Source organism: Verrucomicrobiota bacterium (genome assembly GCA_021294815.2).
Taxonomy (GTDB): Bacteria; Verrucomicrobiota; Verrucomicrobiia; order Opitutales; family LL51; genus LL51.
The window spans coordinates 453,487-479,448 of sequence record CP095464.1; the positions used below are offsets into that span (position 1 = coordinate 453,487).

General features: G+C 47.5%; 26 protein-coding genes. 11 read left to right on the top strand and 15 right to left on the bottom strand.

What is annotated here, in order from left to right; translation table 11 throughout:
- The first annotated feature begins 79 nt into the window (after positions 1 to 79).
- The gene (locus tag LW808_002145; protein ID UPA28086.1) at positions 80 to 694 is read left to right on the top strand and encodes a hypothetical protein; all 615 of its coding nucleotides are present in this window, start codon (positions 80 to 82) and stop codon (positions 692 to 694) included.
- Positions 695 to 775: 81 nt separating this feature from the next.
- Here LW808_002145 and LW808_002150 read toward each other — a convergent pair whose 3' ends face one another.
- The 4 genes from LW808_002150 to rnhC form a co-directional block, all read right to left on the bottom strand.
- Positions 776 to 2,470: a penicillin-binding protein 2 gene (locus LW808_002150; protein ID UPA28087.1), complete on the bottom strand. Its 1,695-nt coding sequence runs from the start codon at positions 2,468 to 2,470 to the stop codon at positions 776 to 778.
- A 63-nt stretch (positions 2,471 to 2,533) separates the two neighbouring features.
- Positions 2,534 to 3,598 (bottom strand): haloacid dehalogenase-like hydrolase, encoded by a 1,065-nt coding sequence (locus tag LW808_002155; GenBank protein ID UPA28088.1) that lies wholly within the window; start codon positions 3,596 to 3,598, stop codon positions 2,534 to 2,536.
- Between the two features lie 14 nt (positions 3,599 to 3,612).
- Positions 3,613 to 4,164: a glycine zipper 2TM domain-containing protein gene (locus LW808_002160; protein UPA28089.1), complete on the bottom strand. Its 552-nt coding sequence runs from the start codon at positions 4,162 to 4,164 to the stop codon at positions 3,613 to 3,615.
- A 67-nt stretch (positions 4,165 to 4,231) separates the two neighbouring features.
- The gene (rnhC, locus tag LW808_002165) at positions 4,232 to 5,164 is read right to left on the bottom strand and encodes a ribonuclease HIII (GenBank protein UPA28090.1); all 933 of its coding nucleotides are present in this window, start codon (positions 5,162 to 5,164) and stop codon (positions 4,232 to 4,234) included.
- A 377-nt stretch (positions 5,165 to 5,541) separates the two neighbouring features.
- Here rnhC and prfB point away from each other — a divergent pair, with 377 nt between their 5' ends.
- Positions 5,542 to 6,678, top strand: coding sequence for a peptide chain release factor 2 (gene prfB, locus LW808_002170; protein ID UPA28091.1), 1,137 nt, complete (start codon positions 5,542 to 5,544; stop codon positions 6,676 to 6,678).
- Between the two features lie 101 nt (positions 6,679 to 6,779).
- On the opposite strand, the gene LW808_002175 is transcribed toward prfB, so the two are convergent.
- Positions 6,780 to 7,730, bottom strand: a complete 951-nt coding sequence (locus LW808_002175; GenBank protein ID UPA28092.1) for a hypothetical protein — start codon at positions 7,728 to 7,730, stop codon at positions 6,780 to 6,782.
- 113 nt (positions 7,731 to 7,843) lie between these two features.
- Here LW808_002175 and LW808_002180 point away from each other — a divergent pair, with 113 nt between their 5' ends.
- The 3 genes from LW808_002180 to thyX are packed head-to-tail and all read left to right on the top strand — an operon-like array spanning position 7,844 to position 9,787.
- Positions 7,844 to 8,635, top strand: coding sequence for an exodeoxyribonuclease III (locus tag LW808_002180; GenBank protein UPA28093.1), 792 nt, complete (start codon positions 7,844 to 7,846; stop codon positions 8,633 to 8,635).
- Positions 8,636 to 8,648: 13 nt separating this feature from the next.
- On the top strand, positions 8,649 to 9,107 hold the full coding sequence (locus tag LW808_002185) for a dCMP deaminase family protein (GenBank protein UPA28094.1): 459 nt from the start codon (positions 8,649 to 8,651) through the stop codon (positions 9,105 to 9,107).
- A gap of 41 nt (positions 9,108 to 9,148) precedes the next feature.
- A complete protein-coding gene (gene thyX / locus LW808_002190) occupies positions 9,149 to 9,787 on the top strand; it encodes an FAD-dependent thymidylate synthase (protein UPA28095.1) in 639 nt (212 codons plus the stop codon).
- Here thyX and LW808_002195 read toward each other — a convergent pair.
- On the bottom strand, positions 9,784 to 10,410 hold the full coding sequence (locus LW808_002195) for a hypothetical protein (GenBank protein ID UPA28096.1): 627 nt from the start codon (positions 10,408 to 10,410) through the stop codon (positions 9,784 to 9,786). The two genes, thyX and LW808_002195, sit on opposite strands and share 4 nt — an antisense overlap.
- Before the next feature lie 28 nt (positions 10,411 to 10,438).
- Here LW808_002195 and LW808_002200 point away from each other — a divergent pair, with 28 nt between their 5' ends.
- Positions 10,439 to 11,734 (top strand): aminotransferase class I/II-fold pyridoxal phosphate-dependent enzyme, encoded by a 1,296-nt coding sequence (locus LW808_002200; protein UPA28097.1) that lies wholly within the window; start codon positions 10,439 to 10,441, stop codon positions 11,732 to 11,734.
- A gap of 98 nt (positions 11,735 to 11,832) precedes the next feature.
- On the opposite strand, the gene LW808_002205 is transcribed toward LW808_002200, so the two are convergent.
- The 6 genes from LW808_002205 to LW808_002230 all read right to left on the bottom strand — a co-directional run bounded on the left by LW808_002205 (position 11,833) and on the right by LW808_002230 (position 15,919).
- Complete coding sequence (locus LW808_002205; protein UPA28098.1) at positions 11,833 to 12,735, bottom strand: hypothetical protein; 903 nt, start codon at positions 12,733 to 12,735, stop codon at positions 11,833 to 11,835.
- A 30-nt stretch (positions 12,736 to 12,765) separates the two neighbouring features.
- A complete protein-coding gene (locus LW808_002210; protein UPA28099.1) occupies positions 12,766 to 13,095 on the bottom strand; it encodes a hypothetical protein in 330 nt (109 codons plus the stop codon).
- Between the two features lie 505 nt (positions 13,096 to 13,600).
- On the bottom strand, positions 13,601 to 13,861 hold the full coding sequence (locus LW808_002215) for a hypothetical protein (protein UPA28100.1): 261 nt from the start codon (positions 13,859 to 13,861) through the stop codon (positions 13,601 to 13,603).
- Positions 13,862 to 13,945: 84 nt separating this feature from the next.
- Positions 13,946 to 14,743 carry a GNAT family N-acetyltransferase gene (locus LW808_002220; protein ID UPA28101.1) on the bottom strand — a complete coding sequence of 266 codons (798 nt, stop codon included), beginning with the start codon at positions 14,741 to 14,743 and terminating at the stop codon, positions 13,946 to 13,948.
- A gap of 118 nt (positions 14,744 to 14,861) precedes the next feature.
- A complete protein-coding gene (locus LW808_002225; GenBank protein ID UPA28102.1) occupies positions 14,862 to 15,422 on the bottom strand; it encodes a GNAT family N-acetyltransferase in 561 nt (186 codons plus the stop codon).
- A gap of 2 nt (positions 15,423 to 15,424) precedes the next feature.
- On the bottom strand, positions 15,425 to 15,919 hold the full coding sequence (locus tag LW808_002230; GenBank protein UPA28103.1) for a type III secretion system chaperone: 495 nt from the start codon (positions 15,917 to 15,919) through the stop codon (positions 15,425 to 15,427).
- A gap of 125 nt (positions 15,920 to 16,044) precedes the next feature.
- Between LW808_002230 and LW808_002235 the strand changes: the two genes are divergently transcribed.
- The 5 genes from LW808_002235 (at position 16,045) to LW808_002255 (ending at position 22,288) form a co-directional block, all read left to right on the top strand.
- Positions 16,045 to 16,707, top strand: a complete 663-nt coding sequence (locus tag LW808_002235) for a lysophospholipid acyltransferase family protein (protein ID UPA28104.1) — start codon at positions 16,045 to 16,047, stop codon at positions 16,705 to 16,707.
- Positions 16,708 to 16,904: 197 nt separating this feature from the next.
- Positions 16,905 to 18,560, top strand: a complete 1,656-nt coding sequence (locus tag LW808_002240) for a hypothetical protein (protein UPA28105.1) — start codon at positions 16,905 to 16,907, stop codon at positions 18,558 to 18,560.
- 827 nt (positions 18,561 to 19,387) lie between these two features.
- Complete coding sequence (locus tag LW808_002245) at positions 19,388 to 20,371, top strand: hypothetical protein (protein ID UPA28106.1); 984 nt, start codon at positions 19,388 to 19,390, stop codon at positions 20,369 to 20,371.
- Between the two features lie 540 nt (positions 20,372 to 20,911).
- On the top strand, positions 20,912 to 21,154 hold the full coding sequence (gene rpsT, locus LW808_002250; protein ID UPA28107.1) for a 30S ribosomal protein S20: 243 nt from the start codon (positions 20,912 to 20,914) through the stop codon (positions 21,152 to 21,154).
- A 150-nt stretch (positions 21,155 to 21,304) separates the two neighbouring features.
- Entirely contained in the window at positions 21,305 to 22,288 is a 984-nt protein-coding gene (locus tag LW808_002255; protein ID UPA28108.1) for an FKBP-type peptidyl-prolyl cis-trans isomerase, read from the top strand.
- A gap of 82 nt (positions 22,289 to 22,370) precedes the next feature.
- Here LW808_002255 and LW808_002260 read toward each other — a convergent pair whose 3' ends face one another.
- The 3 genes from LW808_002260 to LW808_002270 all read right to left on the bottom strand — a co-directional run bounded on the left by LW808_002260 (position 22,371) and on the right by LW808_002270 (position 25,961).
- Complete coding sequence (locus tag LW808_002260; GenBank protein UPA28109.1) at positions 22,371 to 24,638, bottom strand: lipase family protein; 2,268 nt, start codon at positions 24,636 to 24,638, stop codon at positions 22,371 to 22,373.
- A gap of 348 nt (positions 24,639 to 24,986) precedes the next feature.
- Positions 24,987 to 25,292, bottom strand: coding sequence for a preprotein translocase subunit YajC (gene yajC / locus LW808_002265; GenBank protein ID UPA28110.1), 306 nt, complete (start codon positions 25,290 to 25,292; stop codon positions 24,987 to 24,989).
- Between the two features lie 45 nt (positions 25,293 to 25,337).
- A complete protein-coding gene (locus LW808_002270; protein ID UPA28111.1) occupies positions 25,338 to 25,961 on the bottom strand; it encodes an SIS domain-containing protein in 624 nt (207 codons plus the stop codon).
- Position 25,962: the final 1 nt, after the last annotated feature.

The following is a 25,962-nucleotide window of genomic DNA, read 5'->3' on the forward strand; positions in this document are numbered from 1 at the left end:
AATTTTTGATTAATTTTTTATTTTTAAGCTTGACCTCCCGAGGCGGAAAAAATACCTTCCACTTCAGGAGGGAGAGGATATGGTTTCTAAGCTCATTCGGGATATCGTTGTTAGTCTTCTTTTCGTCGGTGTTTTTTTTGGAACATCGGCTCTAGCATCCTCAAGGAGAGAAATACGAAGAACTGCTAGTCAGGGAAACACTCCGTCCTTATTACAGAATAAAAAGATCGGCGAAGAAGTTGAACATAATCTCGCTAATACGCTGAGACGATTAGTTACCGATAGCAACTGGGATGGCGTTAAGGAGTTTCTTGGTTTTGTTCAAAATCATGGGTTAGATCGTACAGAAACCTCCGTTCCCGAAATTTTAAGAGATGTTTGCGGCCCGGGTATTTCGGAACCCCAGCAATGCAAGCTGCTCACAAAGGCCTTCCGTAGCGAGCCTGTTCATGTCAATGTTATTCGCGCATTGCTCGACAATGGTGAAGCTTTAAATGGTTCTAATCCGGAGATTTTCGGGGCTGCAAAAGGAATTTTTCTTCAACTACCTCTCGAGCGACAGAGTAAACTTTTGCGGAGCTATGAAAAGTTTGAGGATTGTAAAACATTCCTCTCCGCAGTCACACCAGATACCGATACTCCGCCGATTTATCAAATGCGGGCACCGAAAGTCGCCGCACTCGGAGATATGTAATTTCTAGGTTTCTTTTTCATATTTTTTCTTTTTCGTATCAAAAAGCTAGGTGGCAGAGGAGCAATCTTCTGCCTTTATATTTCAATCGTTCAGCAAATCGCGGCGTAGAAGCCAGCGCGCAACGTCGCAAAAGATCGGGAACGCGACCTTAGAGCCATAGGCCGTCGATCCTGAAGCCAACCGCGCGTCGTCGATAACCACTGTTACCAAGTACTTTGGAGCCTCTGCAGGGAAAAATCCCGAACAAGAAGAAATATGGTGCGACTGCGAATATGCGCCATGAACCAATTTCTGCGTCGTCCCGGTCTTATACGCCAATCGCACACCATCGATCTCCGAAGGCTTCGCATCGGGGTGGTAGAGAATATCCCGCAGTTGGCGGACCGTATCCGATGTTAACACGCTACGGCGGACGCGTGGATCCGTCTTCATAACGACCTCCCCTTTCGTGTTCAAAACTTTCTGGACGATCTGCGGCGATAAGAGATATCCCCCACTGGCAATGACCCCCATTGCACAATGAACCTGAAGGGCCGTCGCACTCACTGCATGCCCCATAGGTAAGCGCGTGATTGTAAGGCCGTCCCAATACTTTGGGCTACGGAGAATCCCCGCTACCTCGCCATCGAAACCGTAGCCCGTCTTTTCGCCAAAACCAAAGGCCCGTGCAGCATCATAAAGCGCATTGGCGCCGAGACGAATACCGATCTGTGCTGCCCCACGGTTACTGGATTTGCGCAACACATCGATGGCACTGAGCTTACCCAAAGCGGTATGGTCTTTTGGTAAAGTATAAGTCTTTCCCTGCCAGGTAAAGTTCGTGGAGGTACAATCAAACGCGTCATACAGCGAAATCACCCGATCCTGGAGCGCCACGCTAAAAGGTACAATTTTAAACACTGACCCTGGCTCATAGGTGTCCGTCACCGCGCAATTGCGGAGATTCGCCACGTCTGCTTTCATGTAGTGTTCTCCCTCAAAGGTCGGGTAATTGCACATTACCAAAAGGTCGCCATTAGTGGGATCGCTGACGAGAACTGTGCCGCGTTGCGCGTGGAATCTCTCGACCGCTTCTGACAATATACGTTCTATGGCGCTATGAAACCGAATATCGATCGTTAACTGAATATCCGAACCATGCTGAGGTAAGACGTCGATTTCGCGAAATAACGGCAGCTCCTGGCGCCGGCCATCGCGCTTTGACTCCATCCCACCGTCCTGTCCGCGCAGAAAAGGATCCATGAAGGCCTCGATGCCGCTCACAGCTATCCCCTCCTTGTTGACGAAACCTATGACATGGCTCGCAAGCGCACCATTGGGGTAGTAACGTTGCGCCGAGGTGATGCCGTAAATGCCCTTGATTTTGAGCGCTAGCACCTGTTCATACGCATCAAGCTCTGTCATTTCCGTAATCTTTTTCCAACGGATATGACGGACCTTATTGTCGACGATTCGAGATTCACGTGTCCAAAATTTTTTGAGATCCTCCTCAGAAATTTTTAAAATCTCTGAGAGTTGTGGTAACTTGGCAAAATCTTGTGTTTCGGCCGCATAGGGATCGATGCCAAGATCAATTTTAGGGACCGTCATCGCCAAAACGGTACCATTACGATCAAGAATACGGCCTCGTGACGCCCGACGGACCTCCCGAACTCGACGCGCCGATTCGAGGTAACCCTGATAATACGATCGATCCAAATACGCCAACTGGACAATCCGATACGATAGCCCCGCGAAAAGCCACGCCGAAAGGAGGACGAGCACCAACAATCGCAAAAAGGCCTTCACTCATGCAACCCTAGCGAGTTTCTAGCAAATTTCGATGTAATTATCGGCGAATTAATGTAAATGTTCAGGAGGCTTCCCGGGATTATCTTCGGCTGCGCGGCGCTCCTCGTCGACGATCCGCTGCGCGATTTTCTTGAGGTGCATACGGAGCCAACGTGTTGTCGACGAGCCCTCCCGGTAATCCGCCGGACCATAGGCATCGATCCGTCCCGCCGCTAGCATCCGGTCATTCTGCTCGAACTCCCGCTCGTCTTCGGGATTATAGACCGCAAAAGCCTTACCTCCATGACCTCGAATTACCGAAAATGCCGGGACATCACTCGGACCATCCGCTATATAGATCATGTTCTGAAACGGTATGCGCCGGACGTCGTTTTCAATCACGGCATTAACATCGATGGCGCGGTTCTTGTTGCAGCCCTTGTTAATCTCAAACAAACACCGCGTCTTTTGCGTATGATCGACGACACACGCGATCTGTCGAATAACCTTCTTATCTCCCTCTTGCGATTCTACAATGGTTTCAGGCGGATCATCCGCTAAAAACTCTTCAAGATTTTCAACCGAATTATAGGCCTTAGACGCACCCGATGAAGAATCTACTAACTCCGTTGCAATCGCTCCAAATTGGAATTTTTCCGCAAGCGCGTCAATTTCCCCCTCAAGGAACTCACTCGCAAAAATTGCTTCCATATGTGGCGCAACCTGACTACCTCGGATAATTTCAATATGTCCGCTACTGACGACATAATGTTCTAGCGAAATGCTGTAAGACCGGAAACATGGATCTTGCTCAACATCATTCCGTAGGAGCGAAAAAATCTCTGGCACCCCTGGAAAATACGTCAACTGTTGACCGTAGCCTTCGAGGTGCGACTTTGATAATCCCGGTAAGCGACCTTCTTGGACCAACGCGAGGACAAAATTCAAGTACGCCAGCGTCCCCGAGAGATAAACTCCTCGACGCTGCATGCGATCCGTGAACTGATTGATCGTCTGCCAGAAAAATCGCTCGTCGATCCCGTATTCTGCAAACATCGGAACCTGCATATTTCCCGGAATTAACGTTCGATCGAAATCCCAAACACACGCAATAATATGACTGCGCTCTCCCATAATCGTTTAAAGCATTAATGGGCGTAGGTCCTTCGGGATGTGTATTCTTGTGCTTGCGGAGGCTCTTGATAACGCGTTGACCGAAATTCTGTACTATAGACGCCTTCCTTTTTCAATTCAACTTCGCGTTGCCGGCGTTCTGCTTCAGCCTGATCCGCTTTCGCCTTGGCGAGCTCCCCTTTTAAACGGGCTTCCTCGGCTTCAAACTTAAGCTGTTGGAGCCGTTTTTCCTGATCGATACTCTCTTGCCGACTACTTTGACTCCCATGATTCCTTAAATACTCATTCTCTCGTTGGTAGTACCGGGCCTCTTCCTCGGCCTGAGAGGCACGACTTTTCGCTTCCATCTGCTTACGCCCAATGGAGTGCCCCACCGCACCACCACCGAGTCCGCCTAAAACACCGCCTAACGCAGCGCCACCACGGCCGCCAACGGCATGCCCTAACAATGCACCCGTCGCTGCGCCGACACCCGCACCGCCCAGCGTCGACTCCGTCGAATCACATCCACCTAGTAACACTACAAGCGCCAAAACGACGCCCGTTTTCAGAAAAGGAAACTCCATAACTGACCGCCCAGAGTAGCAAAGTGTCGAGCAAAAGTAAAGCAAAAAACGTTTTTCCACGCAGTTTTTAGGCTTGCGCCCCGCAAATCTCCCCAAAAGTCTTGAAGTGCGTCTTGCAAAACCGGGCAAGCCCTTCCGTTCCGGAATGCTCCCATATTTTTTGTCCCTGCTGTTTGACACGACTGCTAGCTCCTTTGAGCAATGGTTCCCCTACCGCTTCAGATAATGCCTCCATCTGCCGCAAATACGCTGCACGGGCGACAATCGAAGCTGCTGCAACTACTGGATCCCGCTCCGCCCGCGTCTCCATCGCCAAATGAAACTCCGGAAAATTTTTGCGAATCATCGTCTGTACAATTGGCTGCTTCGAAAATTGGTCCAATAACCCCGTCGCTACGTAACGCCGTTGGAGTGCATTCTTCAACGCACAGCGGTGAAGCCACCCCAGTAATCGATTTAAGTTGCGACCGAAACGCACATATAGGGCATTGTACTTTTCCATCGATAGCGACATCACCTCGACAACTACCCCCGCCGTGGAGCGAATTTTGTCCGCTAACGCGAGCGCCACTTTATCGCTAGTAATCCGCTTGCTATCCCGTACACCCATGGCTTGAAATGCGCGAACCGCGCCATCGCCAGCAATCACACACGCCGCAACCACCGGACCGAAAAAATCCCCCTTTCCGCTCTCATCCAAGCCCGCATGCGGTAAAAACCACTCCGGGTGATAGGCTTCATCGTTGCCCTGAAGTGGCACCAATGTCACCTGAGGTTCGATCGTAAACGTCACAAACTCCGAAGCCCCCTTCCCTTGTAAGACGAGTTTCCCCGATTGGTACTGTACGAGATTGAAATCTGGAGCTCTAAAGGCAAACCGCGCATACGGAACCGCGTACAGCTCAAAGCCCCGCTTTTGGCAAATTGCCTGTAACTGTTGCGCTTGTGATTCGTTAAGCGTTAACACGATACACGTCGGCGTTTTTTCGGGGATGCTCATTGCGGCCATCAAACGATCTCAACGCTTTTTCGCAAGGCTACGCACGCGCTAAGAATAACTTTATTTTATAAATTCGTCGTATTAATAGGGGGTGTGAATATGTGAATAACTATTTGAGAACGGCACAAATTCAGGCGTTTTTAACGACAAAAATGTGAACAACTCGGTGTATAAAATGGGAGAAAATGTGGATAAATCGCCTTAAAATGGTCTTATTCACGGGTTGTTCTCAGGTTATTCCCAAGAGAGTGTGAATAACTTAGAAGCGCCGTGAAATCTTTTCGGAGAATGTGGCGATGTGTCTTGGATAATGCGGCCATTTTTTATGGAAGCGGCCTTGCAGAAACGGAGAAATGTCTTTTTAAAAGAGAGCTGTGATGGTGCCACCAGAGATTGTAGCTATTTCTGAGGACCTTCAGCGTCGAATTCAAGCGCTGGAGCGGTTTGTTGCCGTCGATACGAAGCGAGCACAGATCCAGACCTTAGAACGTGCCATGGAGGCTCCCAATTTTTGGAACGATCCGGAGCGGGCGCAATTCGTGAACCGCGAACTTCGTAGCCTCAAAAACCTGATCGAGCCGATGGTCTCCTTGCGCCAAAAAATCCGCGATTGGAGCGATTTGCTGGAACTCTTGAAAGAGGAATCTGACGATGAAGTTCTCTTACAGGAACTCCAAGCAGAGGCGCCGGCGTTAATGAATACGCTCGAAACGCTGGAGCTAAGTTCGTTTCTTTCCGGGAAGCACGACCGGTGTAACGCATTTTTAAGTATCCATGCAGGGGCCGGCGGTACGGAGTCCTGCGACTGGGCCGATATGTTGTTACGGATGTACCTGCGTTGGGCGGAGCGTCGGGGATTTTTAACCGAGATCCAAGACCTTCAGCCGGGAGAAGAAGCCGGAATTAGCCGAGCAACGATCCGGATTGTTGGCGAAAATGCCTACGGTTATGCAAAGGCGGAGCGGGGAGTTCACCGCTTGGTACGGATTAGTCCTTTTGATGCCAATAAACGCCGGCATACCTCCTTTTGTTCGGTCGATGTGATTGCGGAAATTGAGGATGATGACGAGATCGAGATCAAGGATGACGAGTTGCGCATCGACACCTACCGTTCCAGCGGGAAGGGCGGTCAGCACGTCAATAAGACGGAGTCCGCGATCCGCATCACACACCTACCGACGGGGATTGTTGTGACCTGCCAGAATGAGCGTTCGCAGTACAAAAACAAAGAGGCGGCGATGAAGGCCCTTCGCTCTCGGCTCTACGAGCGCCAGGAAGACGCAAAACGGAGTGAACGCGAAAAGATGTACGGCGAGAAGGGTGAGATTGGCTGGGGTAATCAAATCCGCAGCTACGTTTTTCAGCCCTACCAGATGGTGAAAGATCTCCGGACGGGGATCGAAACCGGCAATCTACAAGCGGTAATGGATGGCGACCTTGATCTTTTCATTAACGGCTGGCTCAAAGCTGGTTGCCCCAAGGACCGCCAGCAGGGTGTGTCTGTAGAGGAATAGAGGAGGATTTATGTGTCTTGCTTTCGAAAAAATCCCTATCCTCGGAATGTTCCACGTGGAACAATGTACTTTGGGATAGCCGCAAGAATATTTGCATGATCCTAAAAATTCAATGCGTCGCCTAGGGCATGTTTGACGAATTCTAGCGTTTGAGAGGCCGTTCCTAAGGATACAGGAGTTACAAATTTGATTGCCATATGCCCTTCAGTGTAAGTTTCCACGATTGCAAGCGGTTTTTGATCGGAAAATACGACAATACCGGCATCTTTCCCCTGTAACAGTTCCTGAATTTGAGGAAATTCATGGGAAAGTTCGTCGACGTTCTCTGGCGCAAAGGAGCATACATTAAAAGCATTGACGACTTGGATTCCGTTTTGTTCCTTCCAACTGGGTAAATTGGGAATCATTGATAACGGTTCGGTCGGCATGCCAGGATAACCCAAGAAAATCTCGTGAATGGGATGACCGTAAACTTCCTGTACCCATCGCAACGTCGAGTAAGCGTATTGGAATCGTAGGGCCCTGTTGTCATTTTCGGAGAGAGTAGAGAGATTGGAGAGGTATTCCCAAAAATGGATACTCAGACCTCCGTTTTCCGCCTGGTCAACGAATAGCAGTCCTCGAAAAGCCGAGCCGCTGTCGCCACCTGGCGTTAAGGAGAGGATCACCTGGATCGCAAAGATTTCGTCGCTAAATGTTTGTTCTAGTGTTTCTACAACCGCTTTGGATTCCGTTTTACTGAGACCTAAATACTCAGAGGTTAAAATTTTAGCACCGTAGGGTAATTCGGCGAAAGCGACAAGTTTGATAAACGCTTTTCCGTTGAGCAACGCGAGCGACCGTTTGATGTAGGGATCTTTCGCGGCATCATGTTCATGGGGCTTCTCGTACGCTTCGAACATGATTAACTCATCGGTGGACTCCCAATCCGGGTCAACCTCTCTTGCGATACTTTCGATTGTGGGGGCCTTTTCTGGAGTTGCAAAAGCACACGTCAGACCCGAAACGGAAACAATTGTCAATAGCTTTTTGAATATTCCCATAATATCCATAGTTTTAAACTTTTTTACCTAATGAAATCTGTCAATATTTATCGTTAAAAGAATTGTTCCACGTGGAACAATGAGTTGTGTTTGCTCGAAAGATCGTTTTTTCTTGAGGGAGAATGAAGATTGCGACATGGAATATTAATGGTCTTCGTGCGATTTTACAAAAGAATTTCGAGGTCAATGTTCGGGAGTTGAATCCAGATATTTTATGTCTACAGGAAATTAAAATTCAACCCTCACAGATCGAGGAATTATCGTCGTTTTTAGAAGAATATCCATTTCGTTATTATCATTCTGCGGAACGTCCTGGGTACGCCGGCACAACGGTATTATCCAAAACGGCATTAAAAGAGCGGAAAGGAGAATCTCCAGATGTACTGATTCAACCGCAAGAGGGACGGGTACAGGTACTCGATGTGGAGGAATTTTATCTCGTCAATGTCTATACGCCTAATGTCGGTTCAGAGCTAGCGCGATTACCGTTTCGGAGCGAGACGTGGGATCCGGAATTTTGTGCTTGGATTGATACGCTGCGGCAGGAAAGGCCGGTGCTGGTGTGTGGAGATTTTAATGTCGCGCACGAGGAAATCGATCTTGCGCATCCCGAGCGCTGTCGTGGTTCGGCGGGCTTTACGGATGAGGAGCGCAGTGGTTTTGATCGCTATATTTCACGTGGTTGGGTAGATGTATTTCGTTCGTTTTATCCGGATGCGACAGATTGCTATACTTGGTGGTCATATCGGTCGGCAGCGCGGCAGCGAAACGTGGGATGGAGGATTGATTACTTTTTAGCATCAGATGATTTGTTAAGCAACATCCGGTCGATTGCGATATATCCGGATTGTTTGGGATCCGATCACGCCCCGGTTATGCTGGATCTGACATTGACAAGTTCATCGAATCGATAGAGCATAAGTGTCGGTGGAGCGTATTTCGAAAGTCGCGTATTATTTAGACATTGCTCGAGCGGTTGCGAAGCGATCCACATGTTTGCGCCGACAGTACGGTTGTGTGCTTGTAAAGTTAGATGAAATCGTAGCAACGGGGTACAACGGGGCGCCACGTGGACAGCAGAACTGTTGTGATGCGGGATTTTGCTATCGGAAGCAGTGTAATGTTCCACACGGGCAGCGCTACGAATTATGTGTCGCGGTACACGCGGAACAAAATGCGATTATTTCAGCTGCTCGAGCAGAAATGCTCGGGGGAACAGCTTTTTTAGCGGGGTTCGATTTGGAGATGGGTGAGGAAATTGATGCGGTTCCGTGTCGTATCTGCGCACGGATGCTGATGAATGCCGGTATTGAACAGGTTATCAGCCGACAAGGCGTTTTATCGCCGAAAATGCTCGTCGAATCGGATTCAACGCGAGCCTGCTAAAAAGAGTTGCGACATGACAAAAGATCGAAAGGGTAGGTGGTATGAAAATTATCCCCGCACACGTTGAACTACTAACGCCGATTGATACCGATGCTGTCATGCGGCATATCGAACAATGTGGGCGTGTGTGCTATAAGTCAGAGGGAAAAACGAGTGAAACGAGTGCGGCGACCTTTATCGCGGGCATTGTCAAACGCGGGCATGAAGCGGTGCTCGAGCACTACTCCTTAACGCTTAAATTTATTTGTGATCGCGGTGTATCGCATGAAATCGTCCGCCACCGAATTGCGTCTTATTGTCAGGAATCGACGCGGTATTGTAATTACGCGAAGGACCAGTTTGGACATGAAATTACGGTGATTGCGCCTTGTTTTTGGGTACCCGAGAGCGCTTGTTATCGGGAGTGGGTTTTAGCGATGGAGCAAGCGGAGACGCGATACTTTAAGTTGCTCGAGGGAGGGGCGACGCCGCAGGAAGCGCGTGCGGTTTTACCAAACAGCCTCAAGACAGAGGTTGTGATGTCGGCCGACCTACGGGAATGGCGACATTTTTTTCGCCTACGGTGCACACGCTTTGCGCATCCACAGATTCGGGAGGTTGCGCTCCAAGCGTTTACGCTTTTAGCGATGAAGTTACCGATTTTTTTTCAAGATTTAGCGCAAGAGTTTAAGGAAGCCTAGATACGTCGCGCTCGCGGTGGCAACACGATGTTAGCGGAAGGGTTTAGAAACCTCCACCACGTGACAGCCTTTTGTGCGCACGAAATTAAATCTAAAGAAGTGGCGATATCAAATAATTGCTGAAAGAGCGTCTCGTACGCTTGGAGTTCAATTAAAGTCGGAGAGAAACGCGGAGGCCGTATGCTTTGCTTGTGTTTCCATTGTTTTTTAAGTTCTGTATAACGAGCCTTTTTTAATGTAATTTCTTCTTTCCAATCGACATACTTTAAAACGTCCATGACATTTTGAAGGAGCGAGACCATTTGTTGTTCTTCCGTAACGGTTATTTGAAAATCACGCTGTCTCGCGTACCAATCAAAGAGTAAATTCATAGCTACGATCGTATCTTGTAGATTTTGAATAGGGGTGACGGTTAGTTTTTGCGGAAAGGCCGCCCAGATTTGACCCTCTTGTGTAGATCTTAGGGGCGGAATAACGTTTGTCGAAGCTAGGTTTTGCCGTCTTGCCCGAGGGTGATGTTCCGGTCTTGTTTGAGGAATAGTGATATGGGGTCTGCTGCTAGACGCGCCGAGAGTCGAAGGCACACTCAACAAAAGAGCCCCAATCAAATAACCTTTTCCCATAATCGGCATGCTCTAGTCTATAGTTAAAATGTTTTTTACAATAATTTTCGGAGCGAAAAAGGCTTTTCTTAAATCGTTTCAAGGTAACAGTATTCATAAAGAGATGAAAGAGGGATTGATGCGCGGGTTACTTGCGGAACGGATAGGAGGGCAAGATTTTGATCGAGCAGGGGGATATAAAATGGAGGAGATTAAGGCCGCTAAGCGCCGATTTCAAGCCGAACATCCCGATCGTGTTTTATTAGACATGGGGATTGGGGAGCCCGATTTACCTCCACCCGACAGTGTTATCGAAGAGCTCTGCTCCCAAGCGCACTTTGTGGAAAATCAAGGCTATGCGGACAATGGCTGTCCAGAATTTCGCGAAGCCGCTACTCGATTCATACAAAAAACTTTTGGCGTTACGGTTGATTCTCAAACGGAACTTGCTCACTGCATCGGGGCGAAATCAGCGCTTTCGTTAATGCCACTGTGCCTCATTAATTCAGGAGATCTTATTATTGCAACACATCCTGTTTATCCGATTTTCAACACGCATGTAGAATATCTCGGCGGTGAAGTTTTCTCGTTACCCCTTCTTTGGGAGCGGCAATTTCTCCCTGATCTTTCGTTAATTCCGACGGATGTAGCCCGAAGGGCGAAGGTTTTTCACGTCAACTATCCCAACAATCCGACGTCCGCGCCTGCGACATCCACATTTTTTGTCGAACTCATCGAATTTGCGCATCACTATGATATCGCGGTCATCAACGATGCCGCTTACGCGTGTCTCACGGAGCATCCGCGTTCGATTTTACAATGTCTCCATGCGAAGGACATTGCGATTGAAATCCACTCGATGTCCAAAACGTACAACATGACGGGCTGGCGTTTAGGCTGGGTTTGCGGCAACGCGGATTTAGTTAGCGCCTTTTCGAAAGTCAAAGACTACTCCGACTCCGGGCAATTCCTAGCCATTCAGAAAGCGGCAATTCAAGCGCTCGAGGATTGTACGTTTTCGCAAAAAATGACACAGCGCTACCAACAGCGCAAGCAATCGGTTGCGGCGATCCTAAAAACACACGGCTTTGAAGTGTATTCCTCTGATTGCGGTTTCTTTTTATATGTCCGCGTTCCCCAAAAACTCCGTTATCAAGGACAGGAAATTTCCGTAACCTCAGCAGCCGCTTTAAGCCAATGGCTTCTCGAGGCACTCGGCATTGTTTCCGTCCCCTGGGAAGATCCAGAACCCAGCATCCGCTTCTCTATGACCTTCCGCTGTACCTCCGAAGAGGAGTTTTACGAGCGCCTTACCAATCGCCTCAAAGGAATAAAGGCTGCCTAGAAAAACCGCAGAGGCCGGTTCTGATTTTTACGGAACACAACCTCTGTTTGTCTTTATGTATAAACCTTAAAAATTGGCTTTGCTTCTATGATTAAGGATTAAACCTCTTCTGGATGTAAAAATAGGGAAACAATCAGCATACATGCCCGGGCACTATTGGTTGGGTAATCCTCTTGCTCCTGAGTAAAGCTGGCCTCAAGCGCTTCGCAATTACGGCAAAAACCGGGATCTTCTTTGAACGGCGCTAAAGAGCGAACGAGATCGAGCATCGCACGTCTATCTGCTTCATTTTTGCGGAAATTCGCGAACGGGTGTGATTGAACCCAATCAAATAGAGCATGACCAAAATGAGAGGTAACACCCAGCAGGCCATCGCCTTCGTAATGATAAATCGCATTCAGGTCGGAGAGAACGGTATGCGCCAAATCACCATTTATCTCGTGATTTTCAGGGGGACGCCGATCCGTTCCATCGAGGACGATGTTTGCTCCCTGAGCAAGCGCAATCCCTTGTTGCACGCTCATTGTAGGCGAGTTGTTCGGTAATTGCGCCTGTGTGCTGCCAACTACAACGTTATCATTCTGATCGGAGCTATTGGACATTGAGAGCTGCCGCAATAACTCCTCTAGCGGGATGGCAGGATTTTCCGGAGTCACGTTAGCAGACTGTTCCTGACGGAGCTGTGTAAGGAGCTCCGTCAGAACGTTTGACGTCGAATCCGAAGACGGCAGAACTTCCTCCAGACGCTTCCTTGCCTCTTCTTCTCGAAGTCTTTGATCTGTTGCTTCCGCTTCCTTTTGCGCTCTTTCTGTCTCTTCTTCGCGTAATATCTGTTCCTCTAATGACTGACGTTTCCTTTCTAACTCCGCCCTCCGAGCCTCCTCTTGCGCTCGACGCACTTGCTCTTGATACTGGACCTGAGGTGATAGTTGCGCAGTCTGATTGCTACGAGCTTGCTCGCCTCCTCCATTGCTCGCACTAGCCTCCCGTTGCTTGCTCATGTCTTGGGAGCCGGTCTTATTAGCTGAGGCTCAGCACACTTGCCCTCCACATTCATAAACCGCTCGCATTCTAGCCTCCCGTTGCCGCTCTCGCTGGCTCATGTCTTGGGAGGTCAGAACCGGTTGTGGCTGAGGCACCGGCTGTAGCGCAGCCGGGTTATTACGCACTTGCCCTCCACATTCATAAACCGCTCGCATTCTAGCCTCCCGTTGCCGCTCTCGCTGGCTCATGTCTTGGGAGGTCAGAACCGGTTGTGGCTGAGGCACCGGCTGTAGCGCAGCCGGGTTATTACGCACTTGCCCTCCACATTCATAAACCGCTCGCATTCTAGCCTCCCGTTGCCGCTCTCGCTGGCTCATGTCTTGGGAGGTCAGAACCGGTTGTGGCTGAGGCACCGGCTGTAGCGCGCAGCCGGGTTATGTCTTGGGAGGTCAGAACCGGTTGTGGCTGAGGCACCGGCTGTAGCGCAGCCGGGTTATTACGCACTTGCCCTCCACATTCATAAACTGCTCGCATCCTAGCCTCCCGTTGCCGCTCCCGCTGGCTCATGCCTTGCGTTGAACCCGATGCCTGTAATTGATTTACTGAAGCACCTATCAAAAGCGCAAATGACAATATTTTCCGTAAACATCTTTTCATAGCAGAGGAGATTTTCTTTTTGTTATGATGATACTGTCAATGCGTTTACATTACAAAGGGCAGTTTGAGTGAGTTTTTAAATCTTTATTGACAAAAATTCGGACAAAACGACCGATTTTCGTCGGTGTAGGTAAAACCAAAACGGTGAAATCTCTGTTGCTTAACAGAAACACCACCGTTTTTAAAATACACAATGAAGCAGAATAAATCTTTCCCTTAAAGGGATTATTCTCGCTTAAAAAAGGAAAAATTTGCTTCGTATTCGTGAAGCTGTCTTAAAATTTCACGCCGCCGCTGAATAGCTTGTGCACGCAGTCCCCAATTTGCTTCTGGTATTCCTTGGATGATAATAGTTAACTGCTCGACTGCCCAACGAAGCTCTTCCACGCTCCGTGCCTCTTCTTCGGTATCTGCGTGTAGAGGGGCAAATAAAGAGCTTGTGATGCCAATGAACAACGATAATTTTTTGAGAAGATGTACTTTCATAACGTCGCCGCTTCTCTCTGTGTTTTAGGGCGATGTCAAGAAAATTTTATTAATATTTTATGAAAAAATTAAGCAGAAAATGTTTCATTCTTGGTGAATCCCCAAGTAGTCCTGCTGAAGGAGATAGTAGTAGTCGATGTCTTTGTATTGGCCCTCTTTTTTGAGGCATTCCTTGCGGAGATATTCGTGTTGGAAGCCACATTTTTCAATCACGCGCTTCGAGCGGACGTTATCGGAAAAGCAGTTGACCTCAAGGCGATGGATATTTAGGTCGCGAAATACGTAGTCGATCACGCGCTTGGCCGCCTCTGTTGCGTATCCTTTCCCCCAGTACGGCTTCCCAAGCCAGTAGTGTATCTCCGCACGATCAAAGGAGGACTCGAGGGTTAGTCCAATGACACCCATGAGACGCCCGGCGTCTGGCTCGGTAATCGCCCAGTACAGACCTTCCTGGCGGCTCGCTTGGTAGCTCAGGGAGTGCAGGTAGTGGATCGCTTGCTCTTTGGAAGTGGGCCAGGGAATGTAGATGAGCATGTACACCGCATCACGGTCGTTCCAGGTCGCAAAAAAGTCGTCGTAATCTCCCGAATTAATGCCCCGTAACACCAGGCGATCGGTCCCGAGAGGGGGGACTTGCGCGAGACCCTTCATCTCTGGATGTCGTTCGCGGTAAGGATTTTTTCGCAGCGCCTCGAGCTTCGCCTGAACCGCATCACTGGGGTGGTTGGCATAGCGCCCGACGGAATTGGTAGAGCTTGAAGCGACTGGAATGCGCCTTTGAGGAGTATGGAGTTGACGGCACTCGAAGATGCCATAAGTAAAGAGCCCCAACAAAATCCCAAAGATCGCGAACCAACCGCGACGTACCTGCTTTTTATTCACGCACAAAGGATAGTCGTTAACGCTGATTTGTAAACGGAAATGATGACATAGAGGTTTGGCTTTTCAATGGGTATCGCAGAGGAGAGCGGGGGCTTAATAGAATCCGACAACAATTGGATTAGACGGGATCGCTGCGTAAGAGGCTGTAGTTCTTGACGTCCTCGTAATGGCCAAAGCGCTTGACATAGTGGCGGAAGGTGCCCTCGTATTGAAAGCCGCACTTTTGAATCAGGCGTTGGGAACGTGAATTGCGGGCCATATGATTGACATCCAGGCATTCAAGATGTAGGTCCCGAAAGGCGTAACGGATTATACGTTTGGCGGCCTCGGTTCCATAGCCTTTACCCCAATAGGGCCTCCCAAGCCAATAGTGAAGTTCCCCACGATCATGCTCCGGGTAGAGCGACATCCCAATCGTCCCAATGAATACGCCATCGTCGTCGTAAATCCCCCAAAAGCGGCCCTTATTTTCGGAACAGAGCCAGAGAGCATAACCGATCCATTGCTGGCTATCCGCGAGCGTGTACGGCCAAGGGGCGTACGTCATCATGTAGACCGTCTCGTAATCGGAAAGCAGCTCGGCAATCCGTTCCGCGTCCTCTTTTTGTATGGGATAAAGCGCTAACCGTTCGGAGTGGAGTATCGGGCAACGCTGTAATGTCTCGACCTCGGTCGGCATGATTACGCTCCGAACATCATCATATTGGGATCGATTCCGACGGGGCCTGCGGCTGGAACATCGGTGCTAGGTGATGCAGTTGGGTGCTCTTCCCACTCCTGTCGGCGTTTCGAGTTCCAGTGGTCCATTGCATTGACGAAATCCTCCATGACTTTGTAAAAATAATCATCGTTCATGAAGTTGATATCGCAAAATTGCTGAAGGGTTAGAGTGCCATCCTCAGGATCGAAAGAAACGTTCGAACCAGCCGTATCGCGCCAAAAGTGGCAGCTCTCCAAAATGCCCTGGTAATAATCCGCGCCGTCTTCCGGTAGCGCTCCGATATAACCTAAATATTCAATCTGTTCCTTCTCTTTATCGAAAGAGCACCGGACGAAAAATTTCTCATCGAACGCCAGGTAACAGGTATTTTCGTCATCAACCTGGAGCCCTTCAATTTTCAATTTCTCTGCGAGGCGCTGGACGTACCCCTTAAAAACCTCTACCGCATTTTCCATACCGTGGTCCGATCATATTCTTGTTACAAATTTTTGCAATGTGATTTTTACGTAACAAGAGTGTTTACTTTTTCGCGATAGCGTAATTAGATTGAAATTTTCCCATAAAATTCCAAGCTCGTGCCGTGGGGGTTCGCATTAACGGATTGTCGCCAGTCAATCGCTTATGGGCCAAGTTTGCAACGAAAATGATCCAGCTTTGGCTACGGACGCTGTCGCTCGAAGTCGACCCTGAAAGCGAGGAACTTTTGCGACGTTACCGTTCGCGCGCGAAGATTTGCGTTTTGTGGCACAATCGTCTCATGGTTGCACCTTTGATTTATCAGCGCTATTTTCAGGATCAAACAATGTACGGGCTAGTGAGTCCGAGTCGGGATGGGGCGTGGCTCACGGCGTTGCTTGAAAATCTCGGTATTCGTGCTGTTCGTGGGTCATCGCAGCATCGCGGTCGCGGTGCGTTACTGGAGATGCGAAACGTTCTTCATCGCGGGCATTCGGTAACGATTACACCGGATGGTCCCCGTGGTCCGCGCTACGTCGCTAAGCCCGGGGTGGCAGTTTTAGCCAAAGAGTCTCACGTGCCGATTCTATTAGGTGGAATTTCTATTCCGAAGTGCTGGCGCCTCAAATCCTGGGACCGCTTTTATCTTCCCAAACCGTTTTCAAAAATCTACTTTCATATCGAGATCATCGACCTCGAAGAATATGGAGATCGCTCTTCCGATGACTTACAGATTTATTTACAAAAAGTGCTATACAACCTCAATTCGAAGCATCGGTCTTTATAGAGGGAAGTGAGGGAGTATGAGGGACAATCCCATGGGGTTATTGGAGGGGGCTTTGTAATTGTAAATTAATATAGGTTCTCGCGTACGGGGTGCAAATGGTTTTTTGAAATAACTTTTTGTTTTTATTTAAACACTTACAATAATTTCAATAAAAGTCTTGACATAAATAAAATTTGCAGCGACCTTCGCCGGAATATATGAAAAACTTACATAAAAAAGAAAGGATTTTTCTGACGGTTTTGTCTCTATTGTTAGGTTTCTTTAATGGTAATTTGCTGCATGCAAGTGCGGGAAATGTTTCCGAGAATCTCAACGAGGAGTTTCATGCTAGTAATGAAATGGAGCTAAGCTATATGTGTTACAAGCTGTATATCTCTGAAGAAAAGTGGAACGAGTGTGTTCGATATCAATGTCGAACAAGTATAGAGTTTGAAAAACCCTTTGGAGAAAAATGCAAATTTATCTATCAGAGTACTAGTAATGATAGTCTTGCTCAGCTCAAGACGCACTTAGATCATGCGAAGCAGCTTCAAGACGAAATAAACAGATTTCAGGGAACAATTTCTGACGATTATATAAAAGGGATCGCTGAAAAACTTCCGGTAGTAATTCAGAAGATGGAACACGACTTACAACACCCCTTTGCGTCAAAGGATATTCAAAGAGTGTTGGATTATGTTATGTCCTTCAAGACAGTAGAGGAGCAATTGGATGGTTTGAGTCAATTTGGTTTGTACGCGCAAGAGGCTGTTTATTGGAAGCTTTGTTTATTACCCGAGCAGCAAGATCAAGACTGTGACTATGAAAAGTTAAACACTCTTAAAGATGCGATTTATGAGCAAATAATAAATCAATTGAAACGGGATAGGAAATTGCTTCCTCTTTTTCGACTTCCGAAGGAATTTCGTCTCGGTATTATAAAATTACTGAGTCAGGATATTTTAATGGCTCTTCTTGATGATTATATGGAAAAGCTTAGTGATGATGGCAATTTTGATATCGAAACCGCTTTCCCTCGGAGTTCTCTTTATGAAGAGGGTGCACTTGATAACAATAGTCCAGAATACACTTACTTGATGTATGATAACAATCGCAACGTCGTTGTATCAATATTTAACGAATTAAATCCGGCAAATAAACACCAATGTTTCATTCTTTTGAAGCCTATTTTGAAACACCTAGATGAAGGCGAAATTGTGACAATGTTTCTGTCCTTAAATTCTGAGGGAAAGAGAGAAATTTTTCCCATTTTAATGGAGGACTCTTATGAATCTGAAATATATTTCGGGTTAAAGCACTTTGTTGGAATGTTTCAGTCGCTCAATCAAGATGATCAAGGCCGCTTTTTCCCTATTGTGATAGAACATATTAAAGGGGGAGTTTTTGATGAAGAAGAGGATTCTCATATGGGAAAGTTTCCCAAATTTAAGTGTGTTGCAGAGATGTTTCAGTCCTTGAATCAAAACAACAAAGGTAAGGTTTTTGCGGAGGTAATGAACTTTGCGGAGGAGGAGCCTTTCGAAGATGAAGATTTTGTCGCAATTTTTCTATCATTAAATCAAGATAACAAAGCCAGATTTTTCCCTAGGGCGATGGAGGTTGCGAAATCTAGCGAAATGGATGAAACAGGGATTCGAGCAATGTACCACTCTATGGGTAGGGATAATCAAGGCATAAATTTTTCGTACCTTCCAAAAAAATGCTTCTATAAAGAAGTGAATGATCCTAATGGTGGCTCCCATTGGGTTAAAGACTATGCTCTTTGGGAGGATTTGAAATTCCCTTACCATTTTTATAAGGATAACTTTAAGCATTTTACCGGTGAGGATTTGTGGCCAACAGAAAACCATTAATTAAGTAGCTAGAGGTGAGTTTGTACCTTTCGACAAGCTGATGTTTTGACTGCCTTTGAGGCTTTCCATCCGTTAGAGACTTTAATTGTTTCTGAGATGCACTATTCTTGTTGGAAAGACAACTCGTCCTCTTTAGTGCCGGTGCTTGTTTTTAGCTCTCGGTCTGCGCTATGTCGCCAAGCCCGGAGTGGCAGTTTTAGCCAAAGAATCGCACGTACCAATCCTATTAGGTGGGATTTTTATTCCGAAGTGCTGGCGCTTCAAATCCTGGGACCGCTTTTATCTTCCCAAACCATTTTCAAAAATATACTTTCAAGTAGAAGAGATACGCCCTGACGAATACCAGAACCTTTCCTCTGAAGAGCTGTTAACACCTTTACAAAAATTGTTATACGACCTCAACTCCAAGCGTAGGTTTGCTTAGTCTTAAGAGTATCTATGGGGTTAGAGATGCTGTCCTGTGAGTTCTGAAGAGAGTTTTGTTATCTTAACTTAAACATCAGTTTACGTAAGGAAAGGGAGTGCTTGTGACTTTGCAAATTTGTAGGAGATTTGGAATGTCAAATTAAGCCGTGGTATTCGGGTAGAGGGATTTTGTACTTTTTTGTGATGGTGGGGCGGAATTTCCCTGAAATTATAAGTGAGATTAAACAAGATCTGTCCATTGGTTTTGTTGAAGTATTGAAATATTTTTAATTTTTGTAAAAATTTCTTGACTTCGAGAAAAATCGCTCCGATAGTGTCGGAACTTATGAAGAAACTATATAAAAATAAAAAGGGTCTTCTTATGGTTTTATCGCTAACATTAAGCTGCATGGGGGGGAAATTTGCTTTATGCAAGTGAGAATAGTTTTAATGAAAATGCGACGACGAGTCTTACGGATACGAAGAATTTGGAGTATTTGTATCAAAGATTTATTAGCCTGAAAGCTTCATACTACAATAAAGTGCAAGAATATTGGTTGTTCGGGTATTCTGAATATGAAAAAACGATTAATGATGATGAGCTTAAACAGCGTATGATGGAGAGGGATTATTATGAAATATGTGAACTATTGTATGCAGCAGAGGTTCTTCAAGAGGAAATAAATGCTTTATCCCAAGTACCGTCGTCTGTAGAAAACGTTGCCAAAAAGCTTCCTTTGTTTATCCGACAAATGGAGGGGGATCAGAGTGGAAGTTCTCTGCGAAGCGATAGCTTGAAGATACTTGATTATTGTTTATCTTTTCAGGACGCAGTAAAAGGTGCGGAGACTTTAGCAAGTTTTAGAACCTATGTACAAATAGCTGTTTTCGAGGAGCTTTGTTTTTTACTTAGAAACCCTCAGTTGAAGTTGACAGAAGATAGGGGTTATAAACATTTGTTCGCATTCAGAAATGTAATTGATGAACGGGTAAGCAAGGAGCTAAAGCAAGAATTATCGGTATATCCGCTTTTGGCGATTCCGTTACAATACCGTCTACGTTTTGTGACGTCACTAAATCAGACAGAAATGAAGGTTCTTTTTAAGAATCTTGGAGATCACATTGGTTATCCTGCTTGTCAAAAAGTGTCTCCTGAGTTCATTAAAGGATTGTATTCTAAATTAAATCAAGCGGGGAAAAGAGAATGTTTTTCTTTGATGATAACTTATATGAAGTCCTGGAAAGGAAGTGCGGGGGTTGAATATGCATTCTCTGAATTAAATCAGGCTAATAAAGGCAGATTGTTCCCTGTTATCATGAATTATGTTCGTCAGGGATCTATATGTCGGTTTTCGAGGGAGCGAATGTATCGTAGTATGAATAAGTACAATCAAAGCATAAACTAAGTGAATCTATTGAATCAAGAGGGCATGGGGCAGCGTTTTTCCGATGTTCTCACCTTTTTGACTATCCTCGGCTGCATACTATACGTTGGACTCAGGAAATGTATGATTGTATGAATACGAACAATCGGGAGAAGGGCATTGCATCTGTTCCCTCTAGGTGGTTGGAGCATCTGAAACCAGATTGCGAATAAATCACAGCGGTGTTTATATTTAGTCGACAGGGCGAATGTTTTCCTCCTGTATTTTCAGGGCTTCTTGGCTGACAAGAAGCCCTGATTGTTTTTGAGGAAAGCAGTTTGGGAAGAGTGATTTGGCTTCTGTCTCTTTGCGGCGGTATTACGAGCAAAACTTACCTGAAGCTAGGCGAATAGGATGAAAAAAGAATTTTCCTCCAAACCAAAATGTCTCCTGGTTTTTGGGAAATTTCTTAAGAAATACGACCTCTGAGATTATCTGAAAAATTTTTTTAGGAAAGTGCTTGACAACGCGCAAACGGGGTGCTATTACGTTGCTCGTAATTTAGAAATACGGAGCACGAGGATGGCTAATAAGAAGGCGTCATTAAAAGGGATAAGACAGGCAGCACGGCGTACAGTACGTAATCGGGCGATCGTCAGTCGTTTAAGAACACAGCTCAAGCGGGTGCGGGCTTCGGAAGGTGAAGAAGCGAAAAGCGCCGCGCGGGTTTATGTCTCCTGTCTCGATAAGGCGGTGAAGGTTGGCCTTGTCCATCGTAACAAGGCGTCGCGGAGCAAGAGCGCATTGGCGCAACTCGTGTTCTAGTTGAGGAATTTCCCATCCATATCCCATCCAGCCCTCGGTTCTTTAACCGGGGGCCTTTGGTTTTCAATCGGACGACCTTAGTCGTTGTCGCCTTTGGAAAATTATCGAAAAAAGTAGCCTTTTATGTGAAAAAATAAGCTTGTGTCCTTTGTGGCGAAAAATTATCCTGCGGCGGTGATTGAAATGAATAGGAAAAGTATTTGTAGTTCTCTCGTGTTGTTGGCGTGTGTATTTCCGCTTTTTGCAGATCAGCAACAGGTGTTGACCGAAAGCAATATGGCGTCGCCGGAGCCCGCTGCGCCTGCGGTTGAAAAAGTTGCCCCTGTTACCGAAAAACAGGCGACGGTTACAGCAGCACAAGCTCCAACTGCGGCGAAAACGGCCGATGGGAAGACAGAATCCGCACAGCTTGCGTTAAAACCGGACGAGACCGAGTTGCAGTTGACGCGTTTCGGTACGATTACGGCTTGGAACATGGGTTTGTGCCATTTCTTGACGGCGAAAGATTACCAGTATTTCGAGAAAGGTCTGCGTGGTGCGATTGTGGAACGTCAGATGCCGCCCAAGCTCACAGAGAAGGAACAGGCCGCATTGCAAGAATTTATCAGCAAGCGCGAGACAGAGCAGATCGAGAACAACCGCAAGGTTGGCGAAACATTCCGCAAAACGAAGGAAAAAGAGGCCGGGTTTAAAAAGCTTCCCAGTGGAGTCGTCGTCAATGTCATCAAGGCCGGTGATAGCGTGCGCGCAACGGATGATTGTACCGTGGAAATCGATTACGAGGGAAAACTGATCAGTGGCGAGGTCTTTGATAGTACCTTTGAGCGTAAGGAGCACGCGACGCTTTATTTGGGGATGATTATTTCGGGACTGCGCGAGGTAATTCAGCAGATTGGTAATGGCGGTGAGGCGCGTGCCTTTATTCCGCCGGAAAATGCCTACGGTGACGAGTCGATGGGGATTATCCCAGGCGGTTCAACACTCGAGTTTTGGATTAAAATCCATAAGATTACAAACCCCGTTGTCGATCTGAAACCTGAGCCAGCAAAACCTGCAGCGACTCCCGTTAAGGCGGCGCCAGCTCCGACGCCAGCACCTGTTCCGGTGTCGCCAGTGGATTCGAGAGCTCGCTAGGAGCTTCGTAGAAAGTATTTTAATAGTAAAGACCTGCCACGCAGGTCTTTTGGTTTAGCAATATTGTCGAACGTCGCAAAGGCTATACCGTTTCTTCCTCGGAAGATGCTTTTTCGGAAGTGTCCATGGCCATATGGAGAATGACAGAACGAGGGCACTCGAAGTCGATTTCAGAGCTCTGAGCGCTCGGTGGAGGTGTCGGGCGGTTGCCGTAGCCACCGGCACATTCGGCCCAGGGGCGGTTGTCGCCATGCTCGATACGCCAACCGTTATCGAGAGCCCAATTGAGGTTAGCGGACGGCATATAGGGATCGAACAGCTTTGCGTTATAGCCGTTGGCGCCGGAACCGTAGTGTAGGTACGCGATCAGCGAAACCTGTCCCGCCGGACTGATACCGAAGTCTTTGGGGGCGATGCCGTGTTCTTCTAAGAGTTGTTTGAATTCTTCATCGAAGATGTAAGGTTGTTCGGGCTGCTCGAGTTCACCCCAGATGCACGGGCAGATGAAACGCTTGATAGTCTCCCAGGCTCCACCGGGGTTGCTGTGGCCTCGTTCGGCATCCCGTAGATCGCAGACGGTATCGATAAGTGCAGAGATGTTATTATTGCCACGGCGCGAGAACGTTACGGTTTCACCGGTGATATTTTTGTCGAGCTGATCGATAATCGCTTGTCGCTGTGAGTCGAGAACGACTTCTTCAGCACAGAGATCGCCCATACCGAGTTCGCGGAGCATATCCCAGTCGATTGTTTCGTGGAAGACGATCTGATTGCTCTCGAAGCGGGCCTGCGAATTGCGGTGCTTGCGGTTGTTGTAACGCTCGAGGGCGAGATTGAAGATCTCAAGTAGGGTCCGTGGCGAGATGTTGAGATAAAGGTCGTTCGGCGATAGAACGCGATTAAAGTACAGACGGATGTCCGCTAAGATGTGCCCAATGTCGGTCCAAGAGATGAGGAGTTCGGGGTTTTCGTTAAAAATCCAGCATTTGGCATCACTTGTATCAAAGCGGTCAGAATCGAGTTTCGCCTTGAGGTATTCCATGAGGAACAGCCGGTTGTTGTAAGCGATTTCGGACTGAATTCCCCGCGTAATGACGTCGTAGGGCGCATCGATTGCGAGGTGGCCGAGAGGAACATACCCACGTAGGCTTGCGAGCGTTACGATGTCGCGGAACGCGAAGTGGCTGATCATGTTGTCGTAGCCGACGAGAAGATTGTACGCGTTTTCGCAGGCCGCATCTGCAATGACTCGGGGAGGGGAGAGGAAGTAACCAAAGAACCTCGGGGTCGTGAAGTTATCTTGAAATCCTGGAAGCTGGGGGCTGAATTTCGTCAAGATATATGGTAATGCGACCTGGGCAAGTCCGCCGCCCTGGCTATGTCCTGTAACGATAAAGCGGATTTTGTCGCGTTCATTAGCGGGTACACGATCGATAGCTTCTTGGATACTTTCGTCCAACGAGTACAGATAACGGTCATCCCAGTCGTGAAGTGGGTTGTCGATTTCGCCGTCACAGACCATCATTGCGACGTCTTCATGGGGGAAGTTGCAGGAGTTGACCTTAGCGAGATATCCACCATGGACACGGCCCTCAAACCCGTAGTTTTCGGGGTTCACTGCAGTCGGCGCGCAGTCGTAGTTCGTTGCCCAGCTGGCGCTCATCATCCCATTACCGGGCTGGAAGCTCTCGCCTTGCGATCCACGGAAGACCACGCAAATGACGTGATAGGGGCAATAATTAGGACCCGGGAGCTCCGCGGGTTTGTAGGCAACGAATCCCGCAAAGTCGAGCTCCGGACGGGTTTGGCCGCAGGAAAAACACTTCAAGAAGCAGTTGAGACAATTCCCGAGACAAGAGCTTTCCTGAATATCGCCGTGGATCCCCGTAAAGTTTCGGAAGCAGTGCCAGGAGTGCTGTGTTTTTTCGGTCTGAAATGTAGGATTTCCTTGTAACATCTCGGCCTCATGAACAAAACAGTTTTGCGAGTCACGTTTTGTTAAAAGGTAGCTGCGCTTGATGAGCTGAATGATATCGGGATGGATATTTTGGAACCACTTCGCGACCGAGAGGTGTGTCTCTTGCTGAGATGATGAGACTTCTTCCGTAGAATTGTCGGACTCAACGGTTTCTGTTCGGGCTATGACCAGCGGCTCTTCTTTCTCTTCAAGTGCGAAGCGCTCGACGGGTTCACTATCCCGTTCAGGCTCCGGAAAGAGCGGACTCGAATCTTCATCGAAAACCGACGACGAGCTCGACTCTAGTAAATTTTTCCACAACACAAACGATCCAAAACACGGAGTTTGTAAACAACACAGGGCCAGCGTGACCCATTTGATAAGATTTCCCATAAAACCCTCCTCCGGGTGAAGATTTTATGAAAATTTATATTTATTACAATATTTTAATGATTAATGCGTTAAAATATTTCAAAAGAAGTAACAAATATCACTATTTTTTAAAAAACTGGAATTTGCGGATCGGACTTTGAGAACAAATGCTTGCTATTTCGGCAATGCTTGGACGCGCCGGAATTCTCGTGATGACAATAAAAAGATCGGTAACCTTCCCCCAAATGACCTCAAAAGCTACCGATCAAATCCTATGAACAATGTTATGAAAACAAAACTAGTCAAACCATCCTGACGGCACTCCCGCCCGGATGTCGCAACGCTAAGGCACCTGCCGAAGGTGTCAAGTTATAACTTCGCTGAAACGAAAGATTTGTGAACGCCGACAACCGTATTGTCGCTAATGCGAACCTCAAAGCGGTCGTCGCGTACATTGGTGATCTCACCGTAAAAGCCCGAGGAAAGGAGAACGCGGTCGCCGTGCTTGAGATTTCGGACCATCTCGTCATGCTTCTTTTGGCGCTTCCGTTGGGGAGCAATCAGAATAAACCACATGCCCAGAAACAAAAAAAACATGATCAGCATTTGAGACCATACGGCATGTCCGGGTGTTATGGGGTTAGCGGCTGCGGCACCTAAGAAACCTAAAAACATGGCCGCCATTAAGCGGGTGCGCTGTAGGAGTGCAAGTTTTTCTTTTTATATTCGAGAGGGGCCGTCAAATAGCGCCGCTTCGAGAGCTTGGCATAAGGCGTGATAAATTGGCAGATGAAGCTCCTGAATCTTGTACGTTTCGACTTCTGGAACAGCAATACAAACATCGCAAAGGGATTTTAAAGCGCCGCCGGATTGACCTGTGAGGCCGATAACGGGCATCGATTTTGCGCGTGCAACCTGGGCGGCATGAAGAATGTTTTTGGAATTTCCCGATGTCGAAATCGCCCAAAATACATCGCCGAGTTGACCGAGCGCTAAGACCAGTTGGGCGAAGCTGTAGGCGACCGAACGATCATTGGCATAAGCGGTGTGAAACGCGACAAAATCAGGCAATGAAATAACCGGGAGTGTGCCTTCAAGCTGCTCGGTGATTTCTGCCGGCAGTTGCGCTGCGATATTTGGGGGAATAGGGCGTTTGCAACAAAAAGATTTCAACAGTTCGCCCGCAATATGTCCTGAATCAGCGGCACTACCTCCATTTCCGGCAACGAGTAACTTTTTCTGCTGTTGAAACGCGGAGAGCAGAGCGGTAAACGCCTTTTCGATGTCACCTTTACACACGGAAAGTTGAGGATACCGTTTCAATAAATTTTCAAAAACCTCCATA